The organism is Streptomyces sp. NPDC006235 (genome assembly GCF_040613735.1).
Taxonomy (GTDB): domain Bacteria; phylum Actinomycetota; class Actinomycetes; order Streptomycetales; family Streptomycetaceae; genus Streptomyces.
On record NZ_JBEXSR010000026.1, the window covers coordinates 19830 to 36943 of the forward strand.

General features: G+C 72.7%; 15 protein-coding genes. 5 read left to right on the plus strand and 10 right to left on the minus strand.

Annotated elements, in window-relative coordinates; genetic code table 11:
* Positions 1–63 precede the first annotated feature (63 nt).
* Positions 64–1044, minus strand: coding sequence for a zinc-binding alcohol dehydrogenase (locus tag ABZ192_RS26750; protein ID WP_356927001.1), 981 nt, complete (start codon positions 1042–1044; stop codon positions 64–66).
* A gap of 108 nt (positions 1045–1152) precedes the next feature.
* Here ABZ192_RS26750 and ABZ192_RS26755 point away from each other — a divergent pair, with 108 nt between their 5' ends.
* The gene (locus ABZ192_RS26755; RefSeq protein WP_356927002.1) at positions 1153–1911 is read left to right on the plus strand and encodes a CDP-alcohol phosphatidyltransferase family protein; all 759 of its coding nucleotides are present in this window, start codon (positions 1153–1155) and stop codon (positions 1909–1911) included.
* 23 nt (positions 1912–1934) lie between these two features.
* Here the strand turns inward: ABZ192_RS26755 and ABZ192_RS26760 are convergent, their stop codons facing one another.
* The gene (locus ABZ192_RS26760; RefSeq protein WP_356927003.1) at positions 1935–2315 is read right to left on the minus strand and encodes a helix-turn-helix domain-containing protein; all 381 of its coding nucleotides are present in this window, start codon (positions 2313–2315) and stop codon (positions 1935–1937) included.
* 121 nt (positions 2316–2436) lie between these two features.
* On the opposite strand from ABZ192_RS26760, the gene ABZ192_RS26765 reads away from it, so the two are divergent.
* On the plus strand, positions 2437–2838 hold the full coding sequence (locus tag ABZ192_RS26765) for a RidA family protein (RefSeq protein ID WP_356927004.1): 402 nt from the start codon (positions 2437–2439) through the stop codon (positions 2836–2838).
* Positions 2839–2868: 30 nt separating this feature from the next.
* Here the strand turns inward: ABZ192_RS26765 and ABZ192_RS26770 are convergent, their stop codons facing one another.
* Positions 2869–4383 (minus strand): ABC transporter substrate-binding protein, encoded by a 1515-nt coding sequence (locus tag ABZ192_RS26770; protein ID WP_356927005.1) that lies wholly within the window; start codon positions 4381–4383, stop codon positions 2869–2871.
* Between the two features lie 81 nt (positions 4384–4464).
* Complete coding sequence (locus ABZ192_RS26775; protein WP_356927006.1) at positions 4465–5343, minus strand: alpha/beta hydrolase; 879 nt, start codon at positions 5341–5343, stop codon at positions 4465–4467.
* A 185-nt stretch (positions 5344–5528) separates the two neighbouring features.
* Between ABZ192_RS26775 and ABZ192_RS26780 the strand changes: the two genes are divergently transcribed.
* The 3 genes from ABZ192_RS26780 (at position 5529) to ABZ192_RS26790 (ending at position 9463) form a co-directional block, all read left to right on the plus strand.
* Entirely contained in the window at positions 5529–7472 is a 1944-nt protein-coding gene (locus ABZ192_RS26780) for a BTAD domain-containing putative transcriptional regulator (protein ID WP_356927007.1), read from the plus strand.
* Between the two features lie 109 nt (positions 7473–7581).
* Positions 7582–8367, plus strand: a complete 786-nt coding sequence (locus ABZ192_RS26785; protein WP_356927008.1) for a DUF1963 domain-containing protein — start codon at positions 7582–7584, stop codon at positions 8365–8367.
* 103 nt (positions 8368–8470) lie between these two features.
* On the plus strand, positions 8471–9463 hold the full coding sequence (locus ABZ192_RS26790) for an ATP-binding protein (protein WP_356927009.1): 993 nt from the start codon (positions 8471–8473) through the stop codon (positions 9461–9463).
* A 15-nt stretch (positions 9464–9478) separates the two neighbouring features.
* On the opposite strand, the gene ABZ192_RS26795 is transcribed toward ABZ192_RS26790, so the two are convergent.
* From ABZ192_RS26795 to ABZ192_RS26820, 6 genes are all read right to left on the minus strand, one after another.
* On the minus strand, positions 9479–10372 hold the full coding sequence (locus ABZ192_RS26795) for an alpha/beta hydrolase (protein WP_356927010.1): 894 nt from the start codon (positions 10370–10372) through the stop codon (positions 9479–9481).
* A 214-nt stretch (positions 10373–10586) separates the two neighbouring features.
* Entirely contained in the window at positions 10587–12629 is a 2043-nt protein-coding gene (gene fusA / locus ABZ192_RS26800) for an elongation factor G (RefSeq protein WP_356927011.1), read from the minus strand.
* 538 nt (positions 12630–13167) lie between these two features.
* On the minus strand, positions 13168–14082 hold the full coding sequence (locus ABZ192_RS26805) for a YceI family protein (protein WP_356927012.1): 915 nt from the start codon (positions 14080–14082) through the stop codon (positions 13168–13170).
* Between the two features lie 144 nt (positions 14083–14226).
* Positions 14227–15063 (minus strand): NAD(P)H-binding protein, encoded by an 837-nt coding sequence (locus ABZ192_RS26810; RefSeq protein ID WP_356927013.1) that lies wholly within the window; start codon positions 15061–15063, stop codon positions 14227–14229.
* Between the two features lie 9 nt (positions 15064–15072).
* Positions 15073–16215: a maleylacetate reductase gene (locus ABZ192_RS26815; protein ID WP_356927014.1), complete on the minus strand. Its 1143-nt coding sequence runs from the start codon at positions 16213–16215 to the stop codon at positions 15073–15075.
* Positions 16212–17081, minus strand: coding sequence for an intradiol ring-cleavage dioxygenase (locus ABZ192_RS26820; RefSeq protein WP_356927015.1), 870 nt, complete (start codon positions 17079–17081; stop codon positions 16212–16214). Before ABZ192_RS26820 ends, ABZ192_RS26815 begins: the two co-directional genes overlap by 4 nt.
* Positions 17082–17114: the final 33 nt, after the last annotated feature.

A 17114-nucleotide genomic window follows, 5' to 3' on the forward strand; every position in this document is an offset into this window, starting at 1 on the left:
CTTCCCCTGTTCAGCCTCCGCTACGTCTTTTCTCAGGTCAGGCGCTCTCGCCTTTCTCTCAGGTCAGGCGCTCTCGTCGTAGCGGACGCGGTGGCACAGGGCGGGGATCTCGCCGGAGGCGAGCTTCGGCAGCACGTCCGGCAGGTCCTCGAAGGCGGATTCGCCGGTGACGAGGGCGTCGAGGGCCGGGTCGGCGAGCAGGTCGAGGGCGAGGGCGAGCCGGTCGGCGTAGGTGCGGTTCGGCCGGGCCGGGGAGACCGTGCCGACCTGGCTGGAGCGGATGACGAGCCGCCGGGAGTGGAAGGCCTCGCCGAGCGGCAGGCTCACCCGCCGGTCGCCGTACCAGCTCAGTTCGAGCACGGTCCCTTCGGCGGTGAGGAGTTCCAGGGACCGGGCGAGCCCTTGCTCGGTGGCGCTGGCGTGGACGACCAGGTCGCACTCGCCGAGGGCCTCCTCGGGAGAGGCGAAGCCCACACCCAGGGCCTTGGCGATGTCCGCTCGGCCCGGGTCGGCGTCGACCAACTGGACGCGCACGCCGGGGAACCGGGCGAGCAGGGCGGCCACCGAGCAGCCGACCATGCCCCCGCCGATCACGGCGATCCGGTCTCCGACCAGGGGCGCGGCGTCCCACAGGGCGTTGACGGCGGTCTCCACGGTCCCCGCGAGCACGGCTCGTTCGGCCGGCACGGTGTCCGGTACGGGTGTGACGGCGCTCGCCGGGACGACGTACCGGGTCTGGTGCGGGTAGAGGCAGAACACCGTACGGCCGACGAGGGCGTCGGGCCCCTGCTCCACCACGCCGACGTTGAGGTAGCCGTACTTCACCGGGCCCGGGAAGTCGCCCTCCTGGAACGGCGCCCGCATGGCCGTGTGCTGGCTTTCCGGCACGCCGCCGCGGAAGACCAGCGTCTCCGTGCCGCGGCTCACGCCGGAGTACAGGGCGCGGACCAGCACCTCGCCCTCGCCGGGCTCCGGCAGACTGACGTCCCGGATGCCGCCTCGCCCAGGCGAGTCGATCCAGAACGCGCTTCCGGTGTGCTTCATCGAAGTCCTCCTGAACGATCGGGAAGCTGCTTGCGTACCGAGGGGTGCACAGGCCGCGCACAAGGTAGCGGCGTTGATCGACTCTGTCACACGGCCGGAGGGTGTTCGGTGGCCCTGAACAACACTTACGACGCGAGGCTCCAGCAGGAGACCGCCCTGGGGGCGGGAGTGCAGATCCTGCTGCTGGCCCTGATCGGTACGGCGATCGGGATGGGGCCGGCGGGCTGGCTGACGGGCCTCGCGTTCGCGATCGCCACCTGGGCGGTGCTCTCGCGGGCCCTGCACCGCTCCCGGCTACGTTCGTTCGGCGCGGCGAACCGCGTCACCCTCGGCCGGGCCACCCTCGTCGGCGGTGTCACCGCGCTGGTCGCGGACTCCTTCCAGAGCTCGCCGCCCGTGTCGCTGCTCGTCGGTCTGACGGCGGTGGCGCTGATCCTCGACGGTGTCGACGGCAAGGTGGCCCGCCGCACCGGCACCTCGACCCCGCTGGGCGCGCGCTTCGACATGGAGGTCGACGCGTTCCTGATCCTGGTGCTGAGCGTGTACGTGTCGATGCAGCTGGGCCCGTGGGTGCTGCTGATCGGCGGGATGCGGTACGTCTTCGTCGCCGCCGCGCGGGTCTGGCCCTGGCTGACCGCCGCGCTCCCGCCGAGCACCGCCCGCAAGACCGTCGCCGCGCTCCAGGGCGTGCTGCTGCTGCTGGCGGGCGCCGATCTGCTGCCGTACGCGGTCAACTTCGGGGTCGCGGCCCTGGCCCTGGGCCTGCTGGTGTGGTCGTTCGGACGGGATGTGCTGTGGCTGTACCGGACCTCGCGGGTCGAGAAGGCCCCGGCCCGGCGGCAGGTGCGGGAACTGGTCGCGGGTTGATCGCGATCTGACGCCCCGGCCGGTCAGGCGTCGAACCGGTCGCGCGCCGACTCGATGTGCCCGAGGTACTCATGGGTCCAGCCGCAGATCAGGTCGACGGTGGCGCGCAGGGCCCGGCCCGGTTCGGTGAGCGTGTACTCGACCTTCGGCGGCACGGTGGGGTGCACCTTCCGGTCGACCAGGCCGTTGCGCTCCAGCATCCGCAGGTTCTGCGTGAGCATCTTGTGGCTGACGCCCTCGACCTCCTTGCGCAACTCGCTGAAGCGCAGGGTGCCTTCACCGAGGGCCTCGATGATCAGCAGCGCCCACTTGTTGGCCACGTCCGAGAAGATCTCCCGTGCCAGGGAGTCGGCCCGCCGCAGGTCCGCGTTCTCCGGCAGGTCCCTCAACTGCTTGGTCACCATCTGGTTCCCCAGTCACTGAAAAGTGCGTTCTTCCAGGTCGGCACAGACTCTCCTACGGTTTCCGAGTAACCGCAAGAGAGCGTGTGTTCGCGCTCGACGAAGTCACGCAAGGACGGGAACCATGACCACGATCGATGTCTACGACCACGCCATCCCGGCGGAGAGCCACTTCGGGTACGCGCAGGCGATCAGGTCCGGCGATCTGATCCACGTCTCCGGACAGCTCTCGTTCGACGAGGCGGGCGGCTTCCGCCCCGAGGACGACGTCGCCACTCAACTGGCGGGGACCTACGCCAACATCGACAAGGTGCTGGCCCACTACGGCGTCACGCGCAACCAGATCGTCTCCCAGACGCTGTACGTGGTGGACCTGGTGAAGAACGCCGACGCCGTGGCGGAGGGCAACCGGGCGTACTTCGGCACCCACCGCCCGGTCAGCACGGCCCTGGGTGTCACCGAACTCACCTTCCCCGGGCAGGCGGTGGAGATCAGCTGCGTGATCGACACGAAGCTGCCCGCGTGAGTTGCGGGGCGGGCCCTCGGCGGGAGACGGTCAGCGACGCGTCCCGGCGCCCACCAGGGCCCGCTCGTACGGGTCGAGGACGACGCCCCGGACCTCGGGGGCGACGCCGGCGATGACCCGCTGATGGGCCAGCGGCACGACCGCGTCCGTGCCGAGGACCGCGGCCTCGGCGGCCATGGCCGCGTCCTGCCGCTCGCCCGTGCCGTCGGTCCCGTCGGCCTTCCGCACGGCCCGGTCGACGTCCTTGTCGCACAGCAGGGCCAGGTTGTAGCCGCCGCCGCAGGTGTAGTCACTGGCGAGGATGCCGACAGGGTCGCCGGTGTCGAGCAGACTGTTGCGGGCGCCGATGAACGCGTCGAACTTCCCGGCCAGGGCGTCGCTCTCCAGCCGTGAGTACTCGCGGACTTCCAGCTCGACCGTGAAGCCGGCCTTTTCGAGCTGCTGTTGTACGACCTGGGCGACCTCGGGGAGTTCGGGCCGGTTGTCGTAGGTGGCGAGGGTGATCCGCGTGCCGTCGGGCCGGGCGGCGTCCGAGCGCCCCGTCGGCTTCACCCGCTTGCTCTCGGCCCAGGTGACGGCGGGTCCGTACACGCCCGCGCCCGGGTCGGCGTACCCCTCGAAGACACCCTTGACGATGACGGAGGAGTCGACCGCCGTACGCGCGGCGGCACGCAGCTCCGGGTCCTTGAAGGGACCGCTCCTGGTGTTGAGGTGAAGGCTGGTCGTCCGGGTGGTGCCGGCTTCCTTCAGGGTTTCCTCGTCGAGGGTGGCGGCCTGAGCGACGGGGATGGCCTCGGCGATGTCGACGTCGCCGGTGCGCACCGCGTTGGCGCGCGCGGTGCCGTCCTTGACGAAGCGTGCGTCGATGCCGGAGGCGTGGGCGCGGCCGCCCCAGTAGTCGTCGAAGCGGCCGAGGGTGGCCGAGCCGCCGCTGTTGACCTTGGTGATCTCGAAGGGCCCGGTGGCGGTGCCGACGGGCGTGGGCGCGCCCTTCCTCGCGTACGCCTTCGGGGAGAGGATCGCCAGGCTCGGGCTGGACAGGCGCATGGGCAGGACCGGGTCGGCCGCGCCGGTGGTGACCCGGATGCCCCGGCTGCCGTCGGCCTCGGCGTCGAGGGTGACACCGGCGAGGGCGGCGGGCAGGGGCTTGGCCTTCGTGGCGCGGGTGAGCGCGTCGGCCACGGCGGAGGGGGTGACGTCCGTGCCGTCCTGGAAGGTGGCCTCGCGCAGGGTGAACCGCCAGGTGCGGCCGTCCTCGCGGCGCCAGGACTCGGCGAGCGCCGGGGTCGCGGCACCGTTGGCGTCCAGGGCGGTCAGGCCCTCGGTGACGCCGAGCCGGCTGAGGAGCGTGGCGTCGGCTCCGTACGGCGAGAAGTTCTCGGCGGGCGGGAAGGCGAGGGCGACGCGCAGCCGCGAGCCCGGCTGTCCGCCGTCCGACGACGACTCCCCCGGCGGGGAGACGAAGCAGCCGGCCAGGCCCGGGACGAGGACGAGGACGGTGAGGAACCGGAGGCCGTTCTTGATGCTCAGGTGACGCACTTGCACAGCATATGCATCAAGCCCGGCACTCCGGTCGGCCGGGTGCCCGAGGGCAGGGATGCGCCCAAGTCCCCTACACCCAGAGGTTCAGCGGGCCAGGAGGTCCTGGATCGCCGCGGCGATCTCGTCGGGCGCTTCCTCGGCCATGAAGTGCCCCGCTCGGGTCAGCCGGTGGTCCAGGTCCGGCGCCCACGCCCTCCACACCCCGGCAGCGTCATACCCCAGGCGCGTGCCCCAGTCCTGCTGGATGACCGTCACGGGCATGGCCAACTGCGATCCGGCGTCCAGGTCCGCTTGGTCGTGCACGATGTCGATACTCGCCGAGGCCCGGTAGTCCGCGACGATCGACGTCACTGCCGCGGCGCTCGCCCGCAGGTACTCGGCGCGCACGTCCTCCGGCACGACGGTCGGATCGTCGGCCCAGGCATCGAGGAACGAGCCGAAGAACGCGTCCGCACTGTTGGTGATCATCGTCTCCGGCAGGCCCGGCGGCTGCGCCATGAGGAAGAGGTGGTAGCCGACCGCCGCCGGGGCGCCCTTGAGGACGTTCCACATGTCGAGCGTCGGCACGATGTCGAGGATGCCGAGATGCGTGATGGTGTCAGGGTGGTCCAAGCCCGCCCGGAAGGCGACCAGGGCACCCCGGTCGTGGCCGACGAGGGCGAAGCGCTCATGGCCGAGCGACGCCGCCAGGGTCACGACGTCGGCGGCCATGGTGCGCTTGGCGTACACGTCCGGACCGGTGGCCTCGGGCTTGTCGCTGGCGCCGTAGCCGCGCAGATCAGGACAGATCACCGTGTGCTCGTCGACGAGCCGCCCGGCGACGTGTCGCCACATCAGGTGGGTCTGCGGGAAACCGTGCAGCAGCACCACCGGGCTGCCGCTGCCGCCGACAGCGGCAGCCAACTCCACACCGTCCGTGCCGGGCACGCGGATGTGATCGAAGCCGGGAATGGTGAGCGCCATGGAAGGCCGTCCTTTCGGGCCGGGAACCGACCGGATCAGCCTGCGCGACGGCGATCAGCAGCCGATCAGTACGCTCGGTCTCGGTCGGCAATCGGCAGCGGATCAGTACGCTCGGTCACGGCGGGCGATCAGCAGCGGATCACTGCGGTTGGGCGCCGGCGACTCCTGGCACGCAGGATGGGGGCATGCGCATCGACGTGCTCGGGGCCGTGCGGGCCCTGCGTGACGACGGCAGTCCCGTCGACCTGGGCGGGCCCCGCCATCGCGAGGTACTCGCCCGGCTCGTCGCCGCCGAGGGACGGATGGTCACCACCGACACCCTCGTCGACGACCTGTGGTCCGATCCGCCGGTCCGTGCCGTGGGGGCTCTGCGTACCTTCGTCGCCGCACTGCGCCGCGCTCTCGAACCCGACCGGCCGCCGCGCACTCCGCCACGGGTCATCGTCACCGAAGGTCCCGGTTACGCGCTGCTGCTGCCTCGCGAGGACGTGGACGTGCATCGGTTCGAGGACACTCTGTCCCGCGCCCGCCGCGCCCCTGATGCGGTGACCGACCTCGCAGCGGCACTCGCGGCCTGGCGCGGACCCGCCTACGCCGATGTGGCCGACTCCGTGTGGGCGCAGCGCGAGCGGACCCGGCTCGAGGAGCTGCGGCTGGAGGGAGTGGAACTGCGCGCCCGCATCCTCCTCGACTCCGGGGAGGGTTCGGGTCTCGTCGCCGAGCTCGGTGCCCACGTCGCCGAGCATCCGTGGCGCGAGCCGGCCTGGGAGTTGCTTGCCCGCGCGCTCGACCGCGCGGGCCGGCGGGCCGACGCCCTTGCCACCCTCCGCCGCGCCCGCGCGATGCTCGTCGGCCACCTCGGGCTCGATCCCGGCCCCGCCCTGCAGAGCCTGGAGACGGAGATTCTCAACGGTTCCATGCCCCTCGAAGGCGCACGGACGGCGTGGCCCGGCCCGGGTGTCCGGCTCGGCCCGCGCACCACCGTGGACCTGGCCCGCACCCTCGCACTGGCGGGTGGCGACGCCCTCGTCCACTCGCGGCGCGACCGCCTCGCGGCCGTCCAGGCCGCACAACGCACAGGAGACCTCCTTCTGACCGCCCGGGTCATCGGCGCTTATGACGTGCCCGCGGTCTGGAGCCGGGCCGACGACCCGGAGCAGTCACGGGCCGTCGTCGCGGCCGCCGAGCGCACGCTCGCGGCGCTCGGCCCCGACAGCCCCGCCGACCTGACCGCCCGCCTCCTGGCCACGGTCGCCGTCGAGAGCCGCAGCGCCGATCTGTCCGGGACCGATCTGGAGCACGCGCACCAGGCGGCACGGAGGAGCGAGGCGCTGGCACGGGAGCTGGCCGACCCCGCTCTCCTGGCCTTCGCCCTCAACGGGGTGTTCCTGCAGTCCTTCTCCCGGCCCGGGCTCGCCACGGTGCGGGACAGCGTCGGGGCCGAGATTCTCGACCTGGCCACCCGGCACGACCTGCCGAACTTCACCGTGCTCGGCCGACTCGTCCGTCTGCAGTCAGCCTCAGCGCTCGGCGACCTCGACGCCGCGGCCTCGCACGCCCACGCGGCCGAACGGCTCGCCGCGGCCACCGAGGCGCCACTCGTCCCCGTGCTCACCGCCTGGTTCCGGGCCCGGGCCACTGCCGACCGCAGCACCGAACCCGGCGGACCGGCCGCCGCCACGGCAGCAGCGCACTACCGAGCTGCCGAGGACGCCCTGCGGACAGCCGGCATGCCAGGGTTGCACCGTGGGCTGTTCCCGCTGGCCCTGCTGGGGCTGCGCCTGCTGCACGACCGGCCCGCGCCCACCGACCCGCGCCTCGACTGGGGTCCGTACCTGCCGTGGGCGCGACCGCTCGTGCTCCTCGCTCAGGACCGGGGCGAGGAGGCCCGTACCGCCCTGACCGCGGTGCCGGAGCCGGCGCGTGACCACATGCAGGAAGCCATGTGGTGCCTGACCGCCCACGCCGCCGTACGCCTCGGCGAGGGGGGTATCGCCGCACGCGCCGCGACCGCCCTGCGCTGCGCCCGCGCGGAACACGCCGGCGCCGCCAGCGGAATGCTGACCCTGGGCCCGGTGGCGCGGTACCTGGCGGAGGCGGAGGAACATGTCGGAGCGACAGTCACCTGACCCGACATCAGAAATGTTTCCTTGCTTATGAGTTCGCTCCACGGCAGGCCACGCGGTAGAGGGTGCTCCCCCATGGAGCGGGCCGAGTGACGGGCCGTAGGGTCGGCCCATGACCGACACGGAGATCGTTGACGACACCCCCGCGGCGAGGGCTGCCCGCTTCCGCGCGGAGGCAGCCGCGCGGGGAATTCCGGCCGCCGAGGTGGAGGCGTACATACGCACCGCCCGCCCGGCGATCTATCTCGCAGAGGACGGCCCCGGCCCAGTGGTGGCGCTGACCGGCGGGAACCCGCCGCCGGCGGCGGGAACCCCGGCGCCGGCGGCTTCGTTCGTCGCGGCCGTCGACTGCGCGGCCCTGCCGCCCGGGGCGACGGATCTGCCGCTGCCTGCCGAGGGCCTGCTGCTGTTCTTCGCCGAACCCGATCCGGGCAGCGGGGCGGTGATCGCCGACGCCGTGCGCTACGTACCGGCCGGGACCCTGTGGCCGGAGCAACCGCTCGCCCCGGAGGAGGGGCCGGGCGCCTACCGCCGGGCGCGCCTGGACTTCTGCTTCCACCAGTGGTCGTGGCCGTGGCACGACGAGGACGACGACGAGGAGTCGCAGCGGGCCGCCGAGCTGGAGTCCGCCTGGTCTCACGTGGTCGGCTGGCGCCCTCGCTGGCGCTTCCAGCTCGGCGGTGAGCCGGTCCTGTTCAACTGGGATCCGGTCGAAGTGGCCCGGGACGAAGTGCCGCTGCCCGCCGGGGACGGCGACGAGTGGACGCTGCTGGCCACCTGGCGCGGTGATGACGATTGCGAGGAGCTGGAGGCGGGACTCTTCCACTGGGTGATCCGCCGCGCCGACCTGGCCGCCCTGCGCTTCGACCGGCTGTACGTGTACGTCGACGCCTTCTGACCCACACGATGGTTCCGCGGGAAACGGAGCGATTTGACAGCGCCGACGATCACTCTCTAAAACTCAATCACATGACATCCATTTTCAAAAAGGACGAGCGGTCGTGAGGGTCGCGTTCGTCGGCAAGGGCGGCAGCGGCAAGACCACGCTGTCGGCGCTCTTCTCCCGCCACCTGGCACGCTCCGGCGCCCCGGTCCTCGCCATCGACGGCGACATCAACCAGCACCTGGCCGAGGCGCTCGGCGAGGAGGAGACGTCCGCCCCGCCCCTGGGCGAGCACCTGGCCGAGATCAAGGACTTCCTGCGCGGCACGAACCCACGCATCACCTCCCGCAAGGCGATGATCAAAACGACTCCCCCGGGACGCGGCTCGCGCCTCCTGCGCCCACTCGGCGACGACGAACTGCACGCGCGGCACGTCGGCCGGGCGGGCGGCGTGCCGCTGATGGTCACGGGCGAGTTCGACGAGTCCGACCTGGGTGTGGCCTGCTACCACTCCAAGCTGGGCGCGGTCGAGCTGTACCTCGGCCACCTGGCCGACGGGCCCGGCGAATACGTCGTGGTCGACATGACGGCGGGCGCGGACGCCTTCGCCTCGGGCCTGTTCACCCGCTTCGACATCACCTTCCTGGTGGCCGAACCCACCCGCAAGGGCGTCTCCGTCTACCGCCAGTACCGCGACCACGCGGAACAGTTCGGCATCCGCGTCGCGGTCATCGGCAACAAGGTGACCGGTGAGGACGACCTCCTCTTCCTCAAGGAACAGGTAGGGGACGACCTCCTGACCCACCTGGTGCACTCCCCCTGGGTCCGCGCGGCCGAACAGGGCCACGTCGAGGCCGGCCCGGACGCGCTCGACTCCCTCGAACCCCACAACCGCCACGCCCTCACGATCCTCCGCGAGGCCGTCGACTCCCACCCCCGCGACTGGGACCGGCTCCACCGCCACGCCGTCGAGTTCCACCTGCGCAACGCCCGGGCGTGGGCGGACGCCCGCACGGGCGAGGACCTGGCCGCCCAGGTCGACCCGGACTACGTCCCGGGCACCGGGCCCACTCCCTCATCGCCGCAGCAGCCGCCCGTCCGCAGATCCTGAACCGGTCACCGGAGTTCAGGGACCGCTGACAGCACTCCCCTCGTCATCGCCACCGCCATCGCCATCCCCATCGCCCAGGAAGGACGCCACGGCCGTCACGAACCGCCCCCGCTCATCCAGCCACGGAAAGTGACCGGCCCCGCTCTGCACGACCAGTTCGGCCCTCGGGAACAGCCCCGCGTACTCCTTCATCACGCGCGTGGGCGCGGCCACGTCGTACTCCCCGGCGAGGACGAGCACCGGTGAGGCGAACGCGGCAAGGGCGTTCCGGGTGGCATCGGGGTCGAAGGCACCCTCGGAGGCGTAGCGTGCGGCGGCTTCGTCGTTGCGCTGTCGCTGCTCCGCCGCGCGGAAGGCCCGGGTCTCGTCGTCCCACCGGCCGTACCAGAACGGGGCGACGGCGTCCCAGTCGCCGGCCGTCGCCCGGCCACCCGTGATGGCTTCCAGGGACGCGTACGCGGGGGCGAACCACGGTTCGTCCCGGCGCAGGCGTGCCGTCTCCAGGCGGTCCTCGGCGGTGATGCCGAGGCCGACGGCGAAGACGCTGGGCGTGATCAGGGCGAGCCGGCCCACCCTGTCCGGATGGCGGGCCGTGTACAGCGCGGCGAGATTCGCACCGGCGCAGTGCGCGAGCAGATCCAGCCGCTCCAGCCCCAGCTCCTCGCGCAGCGCCTCGACGTCGTCGACCTGCCGGTCACACCGGTACGACGCCGTGTCCCCCGGCACCGCCGAACTGCCGGTGCCCCGGAGGTCCAGCCGGAGCAGACTGCGGTGGGCGGTCAGACCGCCCAGGTCCCCGAGGTAGACCGAGTCCTGCATCGGGCCACCGGGGAGACAGACCAGGGGCGGTCCGTCCCCCGTCACGTGGTGGACGAGGGTGGTGCCGTCGGGAGCGGTGAAGGTGGGCATGGGCGTGAGGCTGACAGGAGGCGGCGGCCGGGGCAACCGGATATCCGGGCCGGGATGGGCAGCCCTTCTGCTCCGCCCGCACCCGGTCGGAGGGCCCGGGCAGCGGCAGTCCTGCCGCTCGGGGACGTCCCCCGTGCCGTCGACGGTGGTGTCGTACCCGTGAGGGACGGGCCCCTCCCCTTCCGTTCCAGGGCAGGGGCTGCCGCCCTCGGTGCTACCGCGCCGGCGTCGCGACCGGCGCCGGCGCGTAGCCGGTGGGCCGGGCCGTGAAGGTGCCGCGGCCCTGGGTGCGGCTGCGCAACCGGGTCGCGTAGCCGAAGAGTTCGGCCAGCGGCACGGTGGCCGTGACGACCGCCGCGCCCGCGCGGGTGACCGAGCCGGTCACCCGGCCGCGCCGGGCGGCGAGGTCGCCGAGCACGCCGCCCACCGCGTCCTCGGGCACGGCCACCGTGACCTCGACGACCGGCTCCAGCAAGGCCATCGCGCAGGTGCGCAGGGCCTCGCGGAGGCCGAGCCGGCCGGCCGTGCGGAACGCCGTGTCCGAGGAGTCCTTCACATGGGTCGCCCCGTCGGTGAGCGTGACGCGCAGGCCGGTCACCGGATGCCCGCCCAGCGGCCCCTCGGTGAGGGCGTCCCGGCAGCCGACCTCGACCGCCCGGACGTACTCCTGCGGCACGCGTCCGCCGACGACGGCCGAGCGGAACGCGAACCCGCACTCCTCGTACGGCTCCACGTCGAGGACGACATGGGCGAACTGCCCCGCCCCGCCGTCCTGTTTGACGTGCCGGTAGACCAGACCGGACACGCCCCGGGCGACGGTCTCGCGGTAACTGACCCGGGGGCGGCCGACGTTGACCTCCAGCCCCAGCTCGCGCCGGAGCTTCTCCACCGCCACCTCCAGGTGCAGTTCACCCATGCCCGACAGCACGGTCTGCCCGGTCTCCGGGTCGGTCCGCACCACCAGCGAGGGATCCTCCTCGGTCAGCCGGGCCAGCCCGGACGCCAGCCGGTCGGTGTCGCCGGCCCTGCGGGACTCGACCGCCACCGACACCACCGGCTCGGGCACGCCCGGCGGTTCCAGCACGAGCGGGGCGTCCGGCGCGCACAGGGTCGAGCCGGCGCGAGCCGACTTGAGCCCCACGACGGCGACGATGTCCCCGGCGACCGCCCGGTCCAGCGGCGCGTGCCGGTCCGCCCGGACGCGCAGGATGCGGCCGATGCGCTCGCTGCGCCGCGCGCTCGCGTCCCACAGGGTGTCTCCCTTCTCGACCGTCCCGGAGTAGATCCGCAGGTAGGTCAGCCGTCCCGTCGGGGTGGCCTGCACCTTGAACGCGAGGGCGGCCGGCGGAGCCGCCGGGTCGGCGGGCCGCTCCCGCTCCTCGCCCTCGTGGGTGCCGCGGACCGGCGGCACGTCCAGGGGGGACGGCAGATAGTCCACCACCGCGTCGAGCAGCGGCTCCACACCCCGGTTGCGGTACGCGGATCCGCACAGCACGACCACGCCGTCGCCGTCCCGGGTCAGGTCCCGCAGCGCCGAGGAGAGGGTCCGCGCGCCGAGCGTGCCCGTGTTGCAGAACTCCTCCAGGGCGCCCGGATGGAGTTCCGCCACGGCCTCTTCCAGCGCCCGGCGGCGCGCGAGGGCCTCGTCCGCCAGGTCGTCCGGCACCGGCGTCTCCTCGACGACGTCACCGTCGGCCCACCGCAGGGCGCGCAGGCGTACGAGGTCGACGACGCCGGTGAAGGCGTCCTCCGAGCCGATGGGCAACTGCACGACCAGCGGGGCCGGGTGCAGCCGCTCCCGGATCGACGCGACGGCCGCGTCGAGGTCGGCACCGGCGCGGTCCATCTTGTTGACGAACGCGATCCTCGGCACGCCGTGCCGATCGGCCTGCCGCCACACCGACTCGCTCTGCGGTTCCACCCCGGCCACCGCGTCGAACACGGCCACGGCACCGTCGAGCACGCGCAGGGCACGCTCCACCTCGTCGGCGAAGTCGACGTGCCCCGGGGTGTCGATCAGGTTGATCCGGTGACCGTCCCAGGCGCAGCTCACCGCCGCGGCGAAGATGGTGATGCCCCGGTCCCGCTCCTGCGGGTCGAAGTCGGTGACGGTCGTGCCGTCGTGGACCTCGCCGCGCTTGTGCGTGGTTCCGGTGGCGAACAGGATCCGTTCGGTGACGGTGGTCTTGCCGGCGTCGACGTGGGCGAGGATGCCGAGGTTGCGGACGACGGCGAGCGGGTTGCGGTTGGTGCGCACGGCCCAGGGCCTTTCGAAAGGTTCAGGAAAGGGGCAGCGCGATTACCGGGCCGAAACGAGCAGCGGGCACACAGACCTGGACCTGACGTCACGTCAGCATCTGGGGCCCGGGCGTTCGTCCGGTCAGCCGGTGCCGCCGCGCAGCGGGCACCGGGGCGACGAAGACACGAGGATCACCTCGTAGCGAGGCAGGGAGACGGCGACAGCGGTGCGATCACGCATGTCCCTCTCCCCTCCTTCGTCGCGGCGGTGCCCGGCGCCAGGTAGTGGGCGGCGCGGGTACGTGCGTGAGTGTAGGGAGCCCGGGGCTTACGGGGCCAGCGAATTTTCCGGCGGGCCAGGAGGCTCCTGACCGCATGCGGCGGCACTTCGACGAGGATCTGCCGGAGTCGCCGGAGCCCGGCAGCACGGACTTCCGAGTCACGTTGAAGCTGCAGAGCTCCGGCAAGGAGCCGGCCCGAGAACTTCGACGTCGAGTTCCGGAGTTCACCGGCCGCATCACCGGCTGAGGACGACGACGCGCGCCCGACTCCCCCTCCTATTCCGGGGGAGTAGGAGTGTCGTGGGTCCGGTACATCGCCTGGACGTCCAGCTCCAGCTGGACCGTCGGACCGACCACGGCGATGCCCCGGGCCAGCATGGAACGCCAGTTGAGCGTGTAGTCCTCGCGGTGCAGTTCCGCCGTCGCCAGGGCCGCGCAGCGCAACTCCTGCCCGTAGCCGCCGTTCACGGTGCCGAGGTATGTCGTGTCCAGGGCCACCGAGCGGCTGACGCCGTGCATCGTGAGGGAGCCCTGCAGCGTCCACTTGCTGCCGCCCCGGTAGGCGAAGCGGGTGCTCGTGAAGTCGACGTACGGGAAGCGCTCGACGTCCAGGAAGTCGGCGGACCGCAGGTGGTTGTCGCGGGTGGTGTTGCCGGTGGTGATGCTGGAGGCGTCGATGCGGACGTGCACCTGGGAGTCGGTCATGTCCGGCGCGATCCGGATGCCGCCCTCGAAGCGTTCGAAGCGGCCGTGGACATGGGCCATGCCGACGTGCTTGGCGATGAAGCGGATCGCGGTGTGCGGCGGGTCGAAGAGCCAGGTGCCGGGCGTCGGCAGCTGGAGTGCCTCGGCGGGCTGCAGCCAGACGCGCTCGGTGGCCGTCGGGGCGCCCGGGCCCGTCTCGATCGTCTCGCGGTGCGGACGCAGGCCCTGCGCCGAGATGAGCAGGCTGTACCGCCCGGGCGGCAGCGCCGCGAGGAAGTAGCCGTACGGGTCGGTCGTGCCGCGGGCCGCGACGCGGTGGGTGTCCAGGGCGGTGACGGTGACGTCCGCGGCCGCCAGGGGCGTGCCCATCGGGTCGACGACCTCGCGGGCCACGGCGCCCGCGCCTGCGGGGAGGGGGAGGGCGAGGCCCGCCGCTGCGGCGGAGGTGTTCTTGAGCCACCGGCGCCGGAGCAGTGCGAGGGCCATGGTGGTCACCTTTCTTCGGGTGTGCGGCCGCACGGTCAGCGATTCAGCGCATGCCGACGGCCGCACCTTGCTGCGGTCACACCCCCTTGTCGATCTTGACGGGCCGGGCTCCGGTCCGGGTGTCTCAATACGAGACAGTCAGGACTACCCCCTGAAAGCGCCCGCGTGTTCCGCCGCCCACTGGGCGAAGGTGCGGGCCGGGCGGCCGGTGACCTTCTCGACGGTGCCGGAGACGGTACGGCCCACCTCGGGGGTGTCCCCGTACGCCATGAGCAGGAAGCCGATGACGTCCTCCGCAAGACCGGCCGCCCGCCACTGCGCGATGGCCTGCTCCTCGGTCAGTTCGACCAGGGTGATCTCCCGGCCGACGGCGGCGGCGATCGTCTCCACCTTGTCGCCGACGGTGAGCACGTCGGGGCCCGTGATCACGTATTCCTGGCCTGCGTGGCCCTCCTCCGTGAGCGCGACCGCGGCGACGGCGCCGATGTCGCCCTCGTGGACCATGGCACTCAGCCGCTCCACGAACGGCTCCCGCACCTCGCCCGACGCCACGATCCCGTCCGCCCACTCCAGGGCGTTGGCCATGAACTCGACCGGCATGAGCACGGTCCAGTCGACGCCGTCGTCGGCACGCACCGCGTCCTCCAGCGGGGTGGGCCCGCCGCCGTGCAGCACGGTGACGCGGCGGACCCCGGCGGAGCGGGCGAGTTCCAGGATCCGGGGGCCGGTCTCCAGCGGGCTGAAGGCGGCACCGCCGAAGGTGATCAGCTGGAGGCCGGTGACGCCCTCCAGCGCCGGGGCCAGGCCGTCGGGTGCGGTCAGGTCGCCCTCGACGACCTCGACGCCGGCCGGGAAGGCGGCCTTCGACGCGTCGCGCGTCAGGGCACGCACATCGTGCCCCCGGTCGAGCAGTTCGGCGACGACCTGACGGCCCACGGTTCCGGTGGCGCCGGTGACAAGAATCCTCTGCTTCTGAGTCATGCCCCGACCCTAGGAAGGCTTGCGGTCACCTTCTGTCCGCAAGCCGGAGTCCGGCGGGCCCCCTTCGAACGCCGCGAGCAGTACGCCCCGCACCCCCTCCGCCGTCACCTCGCGCGGGTTGGCGTACGGCTCGCCCGCGGCCCGGGCCGCCGCCGGTGTCAGGTCGGCCTCCCCGAGGCCGAGTTCGGCGAGGGAGCGCGGTGCGCCCAGGCGCCCGGCCAGTTCCCACAGGGCGCGGGGCGGGTCCTCGGCGCCGACGGCCCGTCTCAGGACGGCCAGCGCCTGCGGGGCGGCGGGGGCGTTGTGGGCGAGGGCGTAGGGCAGGACCACGGTGTGGGTCTCGGCGTGGGGCAGGCCGTACGTGCCGCCGAGGATGTGGCACAGCTTGTGGTGCAGCCCCATCGTGGTCGAGCCGAGGCACGAGCCGCACAGCCATGCCGCGTACAGCGCCCGGCTGCGCGCGTCCAGGTCCTCCGGGTTGGCGGCCAGGCGTGGCAGTGCCTCGGCCATGGCCCGGACGCCCTCCTCGGCCATGACCGTGACCAGCGGCGAGGTGTCCGGGGCGTACAGCGCCTCGACGGCGTGCGCGAGGGCGTTGACGCCGCTGGTCACGGTCAGCGGTACGGGCAGGGAGAGGGTGAGCCGGGGGTCGTAGACGACGCTGCGGGGCTGCACGACCGGGTCGCGGCCGGTGCGCTTGGTGCCGTGCTCGGTCAGGCCCCACACGGGCGTCATCTCCGAGCCGGAGTAGGTCGAGGGCACGGCGATCAGCGGCAGACCGGTGCGCAGGGCGATCGCCTTGCCGAGGCCGATCGCGGAGCCGCCTCCGACCGCGACGCAGCCGTCCGCCCCGGCCGCCCGTACCGCTGCCACGGCCCGGTCGGCGTCCTCGACGGGGACGTGCATCCGGGCCTCGGCGTGGACCCCGACGCACGTGTCGCCGAGCGCGTCCGCGACGGTCCGGGCGACGACTTCGCCCCGGCTGCCGCAGACCACGAGGAGCCGCCGCAGGCCCAGTCGCGCGGCCTCGCCCGGGGTCGCGGTGACGGCCGCGCCGGGCCGGAAGACGACCCGCACGGGCCGGGTCTCGTACGAGAAATCGCTCTGGAAGCTCGGGGAGCTTTCGAAGCTCTGGAAGCTCGGGAACGTCATGCGGCACGCTCCAGGACGAGGTCGAAGCGGGCGTGCCGGAAGGGGTTCGGCACGCCGAACTCCCTGGCCAGGGAGGGATCGTCGGTCTCGGCGAAGTCCTGGACCAGGCTCTCCTTCACGGCGAACACCGCGTCCGAGTCGAGGTAGTCGCCGCCGGAGACGAAGATGTGCGTGGTGACGGGCGTGTGCCCCTCGGCCGTGGCGATGAAGTGGATGTGCGCGGGGCGGTAGGGGTGCCGCCCGGTCGCGCGCAGCAGCCCGCCGACCGGGCCGTCGGTGGGGATCGGGTACGGCGCCGGGACGCAGGTGCGGAACCAGAAGCGGCCCTCGGTGTCGGCGGTGAACAGCCCGCGTCCGTTGCCGGCGGGCTGGACACCGGGCTGCTGGACGTCGTAGAAGCCCTTGTCGTCGGCCTGCCACACGTCGACGACGGCGCCGGGCAGCGGTGTGCCGTCCTCGGACCGTACCCGGCCGCTGACCACGCACGGTTCCCCGCCGCCCACGAGGTCGATGTCGTCGCCGAGGGCGCGCACGGGCGACTCGGTCATGTGGAAGGGGCCGAGCACGGTCGACTCGGTGGCGCCGGGCGCGCGGTGGCCGTTGACGGTCTCCACGAGCATGGACAGCCCGAGCACGTCCGACAGCAGGATGAACTCCTGCCGGGTGTCGGTACAGGCCTGCCCGGTCGCCGTCAGAAAGGCGATCGCCCGCTCCCACTCCTCCTGGGACAGCCGGGTCTCGCGCGCGAAGTCGTGCAGATGGCGGACGAGGCCGGTGAGCAGCTCGCGCAGCCGCGGGTCGGCGGTTCCCCGGAGGCTGGCGACGGCCTGCTCGGTGACGCCGGTCCCGGTCGCGTCGGTGGTCATCCCGGCTCCTCGTCGTCGAAGGTCGCTGCTGCC